The sequence below is a fragment of the Shewanella piezotolerans WP3 genome (genome assembly GCF_000014885.1).
Lineage (GTDB): Bacteria > Pseudomonadota > Gammaproteobacteria > Enterobacterales > Shewanellaceae > Shewanella > Shewanella piezotolerans.
Window position 1 is genome coordinate 660,257 of record NC_011566.1, and the last position, 12,060, is coordinate 672,316.

A 12,060-nucleotide genomic window follows, 5' to 3' on the forward strand; every position below is an offset into this window, starting at 1 on the left:
CTGAATGTATATGCTTTTGCATGTTTGGTGCTAGGGGCTGTTGAACTTTCGAGCTTAGTTTTTGTTCGGTTCTTTACCGTAAGGAATAATGCTTCTAGTACAAGGCTTGAGCGATAAAGCTTAGCTGGCTAAGTGAAAAGCTCATAACACATTCTAGTCATAAAAGAATAGAAGCATTGAATCGAACCCAAAGGGCCGCGTTTCTTGGCTATTTTTACTGTGTTGTAAACTATTTGTGGAGAATAACTAAACGGCATAGCCTCCGCCTTGTCAAAATAGCCAATAAACTGCGGCAAAAACAACCGTGAAAGATCAACAGCCCCTAAATAATGGGAAGCGGATTTTAGGCCTTTTTTTAATAAAGTAAAGATTATTTTTTGAACATTGTTGTTTTGTCGTTGCCAAAGCTTGTCTTTGTTGGTTAGTTTGTTGTTTTAGATGGGTTTTATCGCTTTTGATTTTATTGTTTTTTGGTTGGGTGGGGAGTTTTTTAAGGCTTTTTAAAGATTATTTTTTGTGGAAGGTATTGCGCAGTGAAATATATTTTATTGTTATGTTTTACCTAGTTTGAGTGCTACATCTTGTGAAGTTGCAATAAATGGCAGGTTTTGTTGCCATTTATTGCTGCTCTAGACGCTGAGGTAGGTGGCTAGCTTAAGGTCAGTGCCACGATTTTTAGTGGGTGGTTGCCATCAAACGAAGGGAAGTCTTCATGACAATCAAGCCATGTATGCTTGGTGACTTGGCGACCTTGTTTTTCGACGCAGCGGACTAAACTGTCAAACCAAGCTTGGCGATCCACTTTAGCGACATTGTTACAGCACACTATGGTGCCTTTTGCTTTGGTGGTGAGCAGTGCTGGTTTAAACAAACTTTGGTAATCATTAATCAGATCGACGATACCAAATGGGCTTTTGGCGTATCTTGGTGGATCTAAAAAGACCAAATCAAATTGTGTTGCTGCGAGTTTTGGATAGGCTGGGAGCTTTTGATTTCTGCGCCCTCCCACTTTTAGTCCTGCCAGTTGCCTAAGTGCTGGGAAGGCATCGCTTTGCACAAATTCACATACTCCCTCAACATGGTTGAGCTGGGCATTTTTCTTACCTGCAGCCAGTGCAAATGAGGAGAAGTCGATGTTTACCACTCGAGATGCACCGCCAACCGCTGCGGCGGTGCCAATACCACAGGTATAAGAGAACAGGTTCAGTACCGATCGGTTTTGGCTGTGCGCTTTTACATATTCGCGGCCAACTCGCATATCTAAAAACAGCAGTGGATCTTGCCCTTCATGCCGCAGTTTACTACTAAACAAAATGCCATTTTCGTGCATTGTTTGTGAGCTAGTTGCAAAGGCTTCAGTCTCGTCGCTCAAGCGGTTAAGCACGCGAGAGTTTTTGTTAGAGCGATCGTTATAAATAATCGGCAGTTGTGCTTGTTGAATGAGTAGTTCAGAGACTTGAGCTAGCTCGTCCTCGGTCAATGATTGATGAAAGCTTTGGATCAACCAAGCTTCGCCATAACGATCGATGTTGAGGCCGTTAACACCTTCGACTGTGCCATGAAAAATGCGGTAGCAATCAGTGTCATTTTGCTGTGCAGCAGCGAAAAATTTAGTTCGATTGCTAATTGCTGCAGTCAATGCTTGTGATACTGACAAAGAGATGGGGTTCGATTGGCTTGTCGACATAAATACTGGGCTCATTTGAAATATAGGCAGATGGGACGAGTTAATAGTAGCAAAATTAATGTAATAAATATCGCTGAAGCTTGTGTATTACAGGTTTTGCAACGCCTTAGTGCTTTTGCCAAAGTATATTGGATGTTTTTGCTGCTAGAGTATGAGTGGGGATAACCCTAAAAGGAGTCTTTGTGAAGATAGTATTAGTACATGGCATTTTTAATACTGGGCATGTGATGCGTTGGATGCAGCATCAACTTACCAAAGCGGGTCATGAATGTTTTTCTCCCACCATTGGACCATTTGATGGGCGCTTAGGAATTGAGTATGCGGCCGAAAACTTAAAGCAGCAGATAGACAAGCAGTTTGGTGCAAGCGAGGAGTTGGTGCTCATTGGTTTTAGCATGGGCGGCATTGTCGGTCGCTACTACTTACAATTATTGGGTGGAGCGAGCAGAGTGAGTCAGTTCTTTAGCCTGTCAACACCCCATGCTGGCAGTATTTGGGCTTACTTGCCATATCCGTCTAAAGGGGTAAGGCAGCTGCGGCCTAAAAGTAAATTGTTAAGTAAACTCAATGCCACTGTAAGCAGCCTTGAAGGTGTTGTGCTGTATTCCTATCGCACCCCGATAGATCTCACTATTGTGCCCAGCGTTAGTTCCGTTTGGGCGGTGGCAGAGAATAAGTCATTTTGGGTTGTGCTGCACCTTAGCGTGATTTTTAGTCGTAAAATCGTTAATGAAATTAATGGCAATTTGCCAAGTTGACATTGCTTGCTTAAACAGAGCGTCGATGTGTTATCGGTCTCACCGTTTCTGAATTGTGGTTACCACTTTGCAAATTTTCACTTAAATGGTCACTTTTTTCAGCTAACAGTGCTTGTTGATAGGCATGGTTAAGATCGGCTTCGATATTCAACTTAAAGCGAGTGAGCAGTTGTTTCGTCGGATTATCAAACTGAGTGGGTTGCGAGTCTAACATACAGATGGTGCCAAATATGTCGCCGTTGGGCCAACAGATAGGTAAGCCTAAGTAAGCAATCAAACCGAGCTTAAGATCCGGATTTGTATCCCAATTTGGATCTTGAGTTGCATCGTTAACAATTAGCTCTTTCTTACCTGTTATTACCGCTTCGCAATACAAGCCAATACCTAAGCGTTCTCGATCTTTAGCTTTATAGGGGTTGTTGGGGGTGTTGCTGGCAATAAATACTTCTATCTCTCTGGGGTAGGTTCGCATGACTAACGTGGCGGGGATGCGAGATATTTCAGAGACCAAATTGACCATCTCTTGCCAGCTTTCACAGATGTCATGGTGAATGTCGATCTCTGCTGTGTTGAGTGCAATCATATTTATATTCCTTTTTTAGTCTCTGATTCAGACCACAGGCGCGATTCCGTGCAACCTTGATATTAGTTAAGTTGGTTTCTGACCAAAATCAACTTAGATCTAAAGAAATCTGTAATAAAAAATAATGACTATTTGCTATTACGGATGAGATTTAGGAAAAGTGGGCTGGCAATCAGCACCTGGCGTTGCAGATTGAAAGAAACATAGCTGCGACGCTTGCCTTGGTATTTAGCACCGTCTAAACGTTCTGTTAATACTTCTCCAGTATGGACTACCACGCCCCCGAGAAAATCCATTAGCTTAGTTCCTATGTCTGAACGCGCTTTATAACCAAAAGAGGTGTTCTGTGGATCTTCAACCAAGGTAAATAGTAGCTGTGCGACGAAGTCCTCTGATACATGGGCTCCCCCTAGATAAGTGCTTAGCATGTATAAGCAACCAGGTTGGTCACTCGCTATGAGGTGGGCAGGTGTTAACTCATTGTCTTTGAGCTTACCGAAAAGCAGTTGATCAAAAGTTTCTTGGCTGACTTTGACCATAAAAATGTGGCCAGCGAGCAAACCATTAACCAGATAAAAAGAGACTTCAGTTGAGTCTACATCAGCTAATGATTTTATGAAGTTTTGACTCCATTGCTCTCGTCCATGACTGAGGTTGGTGTGATAGTTGGCTATCCAACCATACATTTGTGCTGCTTCATCGGCGCGCTTACACAGCTTGTCGAAACTAATATTTTCGGGGGAAATATAGGGGTGAGCTCCCATTACGTGGTTGTACTTGAACTGTTGATCTAACATTTTGTTGAATGCATCGAGCGAGGGTAACTGTTTAAGCTCAAAGGCTGGATCACATAATAGTGTGTGGGGTTTGTCGCCAAAATACTCCATAAGCGCTACCTGCCTTCGCAGATTAGGACTGACCTTTGCTCGCTCCCATCGGCTGATTGTTAAGGAGTCGAGATCCGCAAACAATTCATGATAATCAATCAGAGCATAAGCTAGCGCCTCTTGTGACAAGGACTTTTGGGCTCGTCGCTGAGTGATGTAATCTGCAATGCCTGCAAACTTGTCTGATTTCATGCTGACTCCCTCTGTTTGTCTCGATAAATAGCAATGCGGAACAATCTGATCTCAACTAGGCATTGGGATATTTTTTTTTCATCGCCATGCCCTAATAGCACTTTTAGATTACAGGTTTAATAGTCATCAATGCGTTACCACTTCCCCTAAGTTAGCAGCATTTACAGGGGGACACATATTCTTATGAGGATAAATTTATGTCTAGCAACACTATTTTTTCAAATACACAATCTACACATTTAGTGTCTTCAACGACAGCGGCTGACAAAACCTTTATCAACGGAGCGTCTAACACTATGAGCACAGTAAACAAGTATTCAAAAATTATTCTAGCTACGTTAAGCCTGAGCGTATTGACAGCTTGTGCAAGCAGTGAGGGCGTTGGTGAGGACGGGCGTGACAGTAATCGTGGCCTTAAAACTGGCGTAGCAGGTGGCGCCATTTTAGGGCTCGCAATGGGCGCTGTTGCGGGAGATGCTAGCCTTGCATTAAAAGGGGCGGCTGTTGGCGCTGCCGCGGGTGGTGTTGCCGGCGCGAGTGCTGATTATGCCAATGACAGAGAAGATCATCGCAACGAGAATGCCAGCAAGAGCATTAATATAAATGGTTTGTCTGCAGCGCAAGTGGGTGGAGCAGCAGCGCCAGCAACAATAGCGCAAAACTGGGACCGCTTAGATACTTTTAGTGGGCAATGGCTAGTGAATATTTGGGCACTGGATAGCAAAGGAGAGCGCGTTGAAGCAACCGGTATTGCTCAAGGTGGCCTAAGTAAAACCACCGCGGCGACGTTATCAGTAGAGAACTTAAAGGTGTCAGGTGTAGAGCAGAACCTAAATGGACTGGTTCTGTTGTCATATACTCCTGCGCAGGGCTATCAATTACAAACGGACTTTAATGACAACAGTAAGCTAAGCTTTTCGGGGGAGTTCCAACCGCAGCTGCAACGTTACAATTACTACCCTGTGGGGGCAAACGGACAAACCTTTTCTGGAAATGAGCGTAGCCAAATGCGTCTAGAGCTTAGGTTTGCAGGGCAAGATGTATTTTTGGTAGACAGCTATGCGGTGATTGATGGCAAAGAGGTGCAAATCCAGTCATACCGCTTTACCCGTCAAGGCTAGGAACAAAGGATAAGTGCCAATCGATTATCGATTGGCACTTAGTTGTTTTTTACGTTGGGAGCCAGAACGTTAGCTATCTGTTTGGGGTAAGGTTAATCGAGCACAGCAGCCAGTCGGTTGAGTATCGGATAAACTGAATTGCCATTGATAGCGCTGGCAAAGACTATCGACAATCAATAAGCCTAGTCCATGTCCATTGGCGCTGTCATGTTCTGATGCCGATAGTCCGCGCCCTTTGTCGCTAATGGTTATTTCATCGCTATTGACTGAGATGGTTATCTCTCCAGAGTCGCTGGCGTTTATTGCATTGCTGATGAGATTACTTAGCAACATCCGTAACACGGCAGGGGTAGGCTTAATGACTGGCGCTTGCTTAAAATCAATCGATAGCTTGATGCCTTTACTATTTGCTAATGCCTGCAGTGGTTGAGTGATACTCTCAATTTCAGCTTGCTGTAATGTTCTAGGCGCGGTGCTGCTGGTGGCATTTTCCTGTTTAACCAAGTTAAGCAATGCATCAATGGTATGTTGCATGTCGAGTGCAGCACGTTGAATGCGACTACGTTGACGGGCTTGAAACTCTGCCGCATTATTTTGCTCCTGTAGTTTTGCCGCACCGCTGATGACTGTTAAAGGGGTTCTTAACTCATGGCTCGCATAGCGGGCGAAGGCTTGTTCCTGCTTAATCATCATCTCATTTTGCTGGCGGTAATCATTGAGCGTGTTGGCCAGATCGCGAAATTCGGCCGCAGATTGTGGCGTTACACTAAATGTGCTGTGTTTGGTGGGAGACTTAAGCTGTTTTACTAACTGTTTTACTGGGTCTACTAATCGACTGCTTAGTTTATGGATAGCAAAACCAAATAGCATAAACAGTACACATATAAAGCTGAATACAAACAGATTAATTGCATTCCATTGGCTTTGGCTCAGTTCGACATTTTCCGATGGCATTATTAGGTAAAGTGGTACCGTTTCGCCATTGAGTTCAAATTGATTTCGATAGAGAAAAATTTCACTTTTTGTAGCTGGGTCTTTTTCGTTAGATGACTTGAAGTTGAACACTTCATGGAGAAACCCTGCTTGGTTTCTGTCGACAACTTCGCCTAAGAATTCGGCTGGAAATTGACTTAAATCACCATACTGTTGTGGAATAAGTGTTGCCGAGTAATAGGCATTAACGTGTAAGCCTATTTTGAGCGGTTGCTTAGCACCTTGCTGAAACTGCTTGATGGCAAAAGGCGCACTGCTTGCCAATTCTCGTTGGTTTACTTCATCTTCTATCCACTGCGACAACCCCACAACACAAAGGTAAAGTGTTAGGCCTATCATTAACGCGATGGCACTAAAATACCACATCAATTTGTGTGGCAAACTCGCTGCTAAAGGTGCTCTATTTGTTAAGTTATTTAGCACGATTAGTCCTCTGACTGTAAGCGGAAGCCTACTTTAGGCACCGTGGCTAACATCGGGGTTTTAAAGGGTTTGTCGAGTTGGTTGCGCAATTGATACATATGGCTGCGCAAAATATCGTTGTTGGGGGGGGATTGGCCCCATAATTCTTCAATTATCTGTTCACGTTTGACTATATTTGGCGCATGTTTTATCAATAACAGTAATATTTGGTAGGTCGTTGGTGTCAGTGCTAACTGCATTTGCTGACGATAGGCTTGATGCTGGGCAATATTGATTTCCACATCACCAAATTTAAGTACCCCTTGTGCCACCCGACCACGATGACGTTTTATCAGTGCATTTACTCGAGCGTCAACGACATCTAAATCGAAGGGTTTCCCTAAATAGTCATCGGCGCCACAATCAAAACCGGTGAGAAGATCTGATTTATTATCAAGTGCGGTTAACATCAAAATAGGGGTGCTGCAGCCGAGTGAACGTAGTGCCTTACATAGGCTGAGACCGTCAAGCTTTGGTAGCATTAGATCTAATATGATGGCATCAAAATCAAACGCTTGTGCCAATGATAAACCCAGTTCGCCATTATCTGCGAAATCAAGCTCTGCACCTTGAGCCTCGAAGTAATCTCCAAGAATGCCTGCGACATCTATATTGTCTTCGATAATGAGTAGTTTAAGTGTCATGGCAATTAATCAATGGTTCTGTTCGATATTGGTTACTTTAGCACTTTTTTTGTCGAAAAAATGTCAATGACATTTTCTTCACCTTATCACTGGCATGCTACTCCAAAATGAAGTTGATTAGGGGCTCGCATGACATACACTCGCGTGAATGACGGCAATCGCACTGAAATGTGTTTGTCAGTGATAGTACCGCTGTTTAATGAGTCGCAGATGATAGCGCCGCTTTTATCCCGGCTTACAGCAGTATTAGCTGAGCTAGATGAGAGCAGTGAAATTGTATTTGTTGATGACGGCAGTAGTGATGACTCTTGGTCACAGGTAAGCCAGTTGCCGTTAGCAAATAATGAATACCAATGTATAAAGTTGAGCCGAAATTTTGGTAAAGAGGCGGCGATGTCAGCAGGTATAGAGCATGCTCGTGGGCTGGCAGTGATTATGTTGGATGCTGATCTTCAAGATCCGCCTGAGCAGATCCCATTGATGCTTGAGCAGTGGCGAGCGGGTTACGATATCGTCAATATGAAACGTCGTAAAAGGTTGGGCGAAACTTGGTTTAAACGATTTTCTGCCAGCTGTTTCTACCGTGTTATGAACTGGGTGTCGGATTCTCCTGTGCCGGAGAATGTGGGGGATTTCCGTTTAATGAGCCGTCAAGTAGTGGATAGCATTAGAGCTTTACCTGAGCGTAATCGTTTTATGAAAGGATTGTTTAGCTGGCCGGGATTTTCGCAAACGACCTTGGAGTTTGATCGAGACCCTCGCTTTGTTGGAGAAACAAAGTGGAATTACGGCAAACTATTTGGCTTGGCGATGGATGGCATAACCTCTTTTAGTTTTAAACCGCTGCGGATAGCAACTTGGTGTGGCGTTTTCACTGCATTTAGTGCGTTTGCTTATGGTGGATGGGTAGTGAGTAAAACGCTGATCTATGGCGAGAGCGTCGCGGGCTACCCATCATTGATGGTGGTGCAGTTGGGTCTTGCTGGCATTCAGTTATTAGCGCTAGGTTTGATTGGCGAATATCTAGGGCGGGTGTTTGTCGAGGTGAAGCAGCGACCACTGTATTTGATAGAGGAGGTGGCTTTTAGGCAATCACTGTCACAAGTCAAACCTAATAAAGCCTCCGCTACAACGAAGGCAGCCAAAAGTAATGTCAGCTATTTGGAGGCGAAGTAATGCAAGCATTGAGCACAGGGCAGAAAAGTCTGGCTGTACTGCTGTTGGTGGTATTAACCCGATTACTGCTGTTGCCTCTATATCCGCTGATGGATACCACTGAAGCCCGTTATGGTGAAATGGCGCGATTAATGGTTGAGACGGGAAATTGGGTTACTCCTTTGTTTGATTACGATGTGCCGTTTTGGGGGAAACCACCTCTGCACACTTGGATGAGTGCAACGTCAATTGTCATTTTGGGTGTGTCTGAATTTGCAGTGCGTTTTCCCCATTGGATAGCGGCAATGTTGACCTTAGCCGTGGTAGCAACCTTCGCTGAGAAGCAGCGATTGCCTGTTTTACCATCATTGATTATCTTAGCGTCTACAGCTGTATTTATTGTCAGCGCAGGTGCGGTCATGACTGACATGGCGTTAACGTTAGGTCTGACGATGGCGATGGTTGGCTTTTATTTATGCTGGCAAGGCGAACTGCGTTGGGGCTATCTCGGCTTTGTGGGACTGGCGATTGGACTGCTCGCTAAAGGGCCTGTGGCTCTAGTCATTTTTGCAATTGGTACCGGGCTATGGCTGTTGTGGCAATATGGAGTCTTCAGACCTTGGAAATTGCTATGGCAACGTACTCCACTCGTCTCTGGATTGCTATTAATGTTGGCCATTGCGCTGCCCTGGTATGTTTTGGCTGAAAGTGCGACGCCTGGTTTTTTGAACTATTTTATAGTCGGTGAGCATTGGTCTAGATTTGTTGATAGTGGCTGGCAGGGAGATCTTTATGGCACTGCACACGATCAAACACGTGGCACCATTTGGCTTTATTTCATTGGCGCCGCGCTACCTTGGTCGGTATTTTTACCGCAAGCTCTGTATAAAATCTATGTTGAAGCACCTAAACACGTTGAGCAAGGATGTGACAGTAACGACGGCGCGCTTGCCAGTTACCTCATCTGTTGGATGCTAGCGCCTATGGTGCTGTTCACGCTTGCTGGTAATATCCTGCCCGCCTATGTATTACCAGGGATCCCAGCGTTAGCGCTAGTGATTACCTTTGCGTGGCGTGGTTCTCAAGTCCCGCATTTGCATAAGGTCGCAATAGCTATCGCGGTTTTATTAATGATAGCGGTTGCGATCATTTATTTCGGTTCAGCAAAAGACAAGAGTGAGCGCTGGTTGCTACAGCAACGAGCGGAAACTCTGCCTACTTACTACCTAAATAAGCAACCTTTCTCTGCTCGCTTTTACAGTGCAGGTTTAGCTAAAAAGATAACCTCTTTGGCTGAGATTGCAGCGAGCGAAAGTCGATATTATTTGGTGGTGGATAATTCGAAAATCGACAACCGTTTTGAAGCTTGCGCAAAAGTCGCCAATAACAAAGACCGAGGATTACTGCTTTGTCGTCGCAGTCATTAAAGTCTCTGAAGCAAATATGGCAATCCCATCAACAAGAGGGGCGATTCTTGCTGGTGGGAGCGGCGGTATTTGTTGCGGATGCTGTGTTGTTCTATCTGTTTTTTGAGTTGCTTCATTTGCAAGTTTTGGCAGCAAGGGTGGCGGCGTTTTCTATCGCTATGCTGCTGTCTTGGTGGTGCAACCGTTGCTGGACTTTTCATGAGCGACAGCAAGGGGCTAAAACTGAACAATTGTTGAAGTCTATTGCAGTGTCATGTACTGCTGCCATTGTTAATCTAAGCGGCTTTTATTTGGCGACATTGTTCTTAGGGGAGACTTGGTTAGGCATTAGTTTAGCGTTTAGTGTTGGCGTGCTTTTTGGATTAATACTGAATTGGATTGGAGCCAATTTTTGGACATTTAGAGCGATTGAGGTTGAATAATCCGTTAAAAAGGCTGCTATATGTTACAAACTGTTAAATTTGCTTTTACTCTGCGCTTAAAACCGCTAGCTTCATGGACTGTACTTTTGTGATAGCTAATGGAGTAGAACAACATGGAATCGGTTTTAAAAGGCTTAGGAGTGAGTTTGGCGCTCGTTACTGCGGTCGTCTCACCCGCAGAGGCTAAATCAACACCTAAATTGACGCTGACGGAAACAACATTAAATGCGCCTTTTAATCTGACCCACCCGATCGTGGCAGCAGATCTGTTGCCCAGTGCAGGTAAAGAACTGGTCGCTTTTGGCGTTGATGGTTTAAGTCAGCGCTGGATGGCTGTATATGGTTTAGAAGAGGGGCAATACAAGCTGGCAATGAAGCTGGCATTACCGCAAGCTCTACACACTTTTGATATCACTGAATATCAAAAGGGCAAGAGTCAACAACTTTACTTTTTATCGCAAGACCAGCTGCATGTTTTTAATCCATTATCTGATCGCCGAGGGGCTGAGCTTACTGCCATCGCGAAGGTTGACTCATTATCCTTTAAATCGCGCCCAGACTACCTCAGTGAGGGAGAGTTTATTGCGGATCTTAATGGAGATGGTGAAGACGATATTTTGATCCACGACTTTAATCAGGTGCAGCTATTAATTGCAGATAACGGCGAGTTTAAGCAGCAACTGCTGCCGATAAAGCCGCAATCTCGATTATTTGAAGATGGTGCTACCTACACGCAGTCTAAGCTCTATGTTACTGACATTAACTTGGACGGTTTAGTTGATATTGTTAAAATTGGTGAGGGTGAGTTAGAGCTGTATAGCCAAACAGAAGACAGGCTATTTAACCCAATTGCTGAGTATGTATCTGTTAGACAACCGATCAGCGGTATTGACTGGTGGAATAAGCGTGATGCTTATGGTGAGCAGCTTGACCAGAGTGAGCTGGTGTATCGTAAAGTGGAAGAGCTTAAGGACATCAACAACGATGGTATTACCGATCTTGTGGTGCGCTATACCAAAAGTTCTGGCGTATTCGATAGGGCGAACGATTACGAGGTTTATCTCGGCGAGAATCAAAAGGGCAAGCTAGTGTTCCCAAAAGTAGCCAATAGCGTTGTTAAAGCTGAGGGAACCTTAACTGGATTACAGTTTATTGATATTGATAGTGACGATAAAGTCGAGGTGATGGTCGCTGGGTTTGATATCGGAGTATCACAGATCATCGGTGCTCTGCTATCAGGCAGTATCGATCAAGATGTGCACCTGTTTAAAATGGATGATCAAGGACGTTTTGCGGAAGAGTCTAATGTGAGTAAAGAGGTTGAGCTTAATTTTAGTTTGAGTTCAGGACAAAGTGGCAGTCCTGTGGTCAAGCTGGCGGATCTTAATGGCGATGGCCTAAAAGATCTAATCTTGTCAGATGATGAAGACACGCTAAAGATCTATTTCGGCGCTGCTGGCGATAGTCTTTTTGGTCACAATGCTGAAAAGCACGATTTAAAACTACCTGTTGATGGTGGCATGCTGCAAAGTGATGACTTAAATGGTGATGGTAAAGAGGACATCTTGATTAAATACGGCAAACAAGATGATAAAGCCCTCGCTAATCAGTTTAGGGTCTTTTTCGCCAGCTAAGGCAAGGCTTATATAAAAAGCATGGACTTTACTCTGTGTTTTTGATTTTACTAAGGGAGCGACCATTATTCGCAATCAATGCCTCGCCTACATGG

General features: G+C 44.3%; 11 protein-coding genes. 6 read left to right on the forward strand and 5 right to left on the reverse strand.

Annotated elements, in window-relative coordinates; all coding sequences use genetic code 11:
* Positions 1-649: 649 nt before the first annotated feature.
* A complete protein-coding gene (locus SWP_RS02890) occupies positions 650-1,687 on the reverse strand; it encodes a class I SAM-dependent rRNA methyltransferase (protein ID WP_020910852.1) in 1,038 nt (345 codons plus the stop codon).
* A gap of 182 nt (positions 1,688-1,869) precedes the next feature.
* Between SWP_RS02890 and SWP_RS02895 the strand changes: the two genes are divergently transcribed.
* Complete coding sequence (locus tag SWP_RS02895; protein WP_020910853.1) at positions 1,870-2,445, forward strand: esterase/lipase family protein; 576 nt, start codon at positions 1,870-1,872, stop codon at positions 2,443-2,445.
* 10 nt (positions 2,446-2,455) lie between these two features.
* Here SWP_RS02895 and SWP_RS02900 read toward each other — a convergent pair whose 3' ends face one another.
* Both SWP_RS02900 and SWP_RS02905 read right to left on the reverse strand, forming a co-directional pair.
* The gene (locus tag SWP_RS02900; RefSeq protein ID WP_020910854.1) at positions 2,456-3,028 is read right to left on the reverse strand and encodes a GAF domain-containing protein; all 573 of its coding nucleotides are present in this window, start codon (positions 3,026-3,028) and stop codon (positions 2,456-2,458) included.
* A gap of 128 nt (positions 3,029-3,156) precedes the next feature.
* Positions 3,157-4,107: a helix-turn-helix domain-containing protein gene (locus tag SWP_RS02905; RefSeq protein ID WP_020910855.1), complete on the reverse strand. Its 951-nt coding sequence runs from the start codon at positions 4,105-4,107 to the stop codon at positions 3,157-3,159.
* 197 nt (positions 4,108-4,304) lie between these two features.
* Between SWP_RS02905 and SWP_RS02910 the strand changes: the two genes are divergently transcribed.
* Positions 4,305-5,228: a hypothetical protein gene (locus tag SWP_RS02910; RefSeq protein ID WP_020910856.1), complete on the forward strand. Its 924-nt coding sequence runs from the start codon at positions 4,305-4,307 to the stop codon at positions 5,226-5,228.
* Positions 5,229-5,297: 69 nt separating this feature from the next.
* Here the strand turns inward: SWP_RS02910 and SWP_RS02915 are convergent, their stop codons facing one another.
* Both SWP_RS02915 and SWP_RS02920 read right to left on the reverse strand, forming a co-directional pair.
* The gene (locus SWP_RS02915) at positions 5,298-6,644 is read right to left on the reverse strand and encodes a sensor histidine kinase (protein ID WP_020910857.1); all 1,347 of its coding nucleotides are present in this window, start codon (positions 6,642-6,644) and stop codon (positions 5,298-5,300) included.
* Between the two features lie 2 nt (positions 6,645-6,646).
* Positions 6,647-7,327 (reverse strand): response regulator transcription factor, encoded by a 681-nt coding sequence (locus tag SWP_RS02920; protein WP_020910858.1) that lies wholly within the window; start codon positions 7,325-7,327, stop codon positions 6,647-6,649.
* A gap of 129 nt (positions 7,328-7,456) precedes the next feature.
* On the opposite strand from SWP_RS02920, the gene SWP_RS02925 reads away from it, so the two are divergent.
* The 4 genes from SWP_RS02925 to SWP_RS02940 all read left to right on the forward strand — a co-directional run bounded on the left by SWP_RS02925 (position 7,457) and on the right by SWP_RS02940 (position 11,965).
* Positions 7,457-8,503 (forward strand): glycosyltransferase family 2 protein, encoded by a 1,047-nt coding sequence (locus SWP_RS02925; RefSeq protein ID WP_020910859.1) that lies wholly within the window; start codon positions 7,457-7,459, stop codon positions 8,501-8,503.
* A complete protein-coding gene (locus SWP_RS02930; RefSeq protein ID WP_020910860.1) occupies positions 8,503-9,909 on the forward strand; it encodes an ArnT family glycosyltransferase in 1,407 nt (468 codons plus the stop codon). The genes SWP_RS02925 and SWP_RS02930 overlap by 1 nt, the downstream gene beginning before the upstream one ends.
* Positions 9,891-10,331, forward strand: a complete 441-nt coding sequence (locus SWP_RS23310; RefSeq protein WP_044555618.1) for a GtrA family protein — start codon at positions 9,891-9,893, stop codon at positions 10,329-10,331. The genes SWP_RS02930 and SWP_RS23310 overlap by 19 nt, the downstream gene beginning before the upstream one ends.
* A 113-nt stretch (positions 10,332-10,444) precedes the next feature.
* Positions 10,445-11,965 (forward strand): FG-GAP repeat domain-containing protein, encoded by a 1,521-nt coding sequence (locus SWP_RS02940; protein WP_020910862.1) that lies wholly within the window; start codon positions 10,445-10,447, stop codon positions 11,963-11,965.
* The last annotated feature ends 95 nt before the right edge of the window (positions 11,966-12,060 follow it).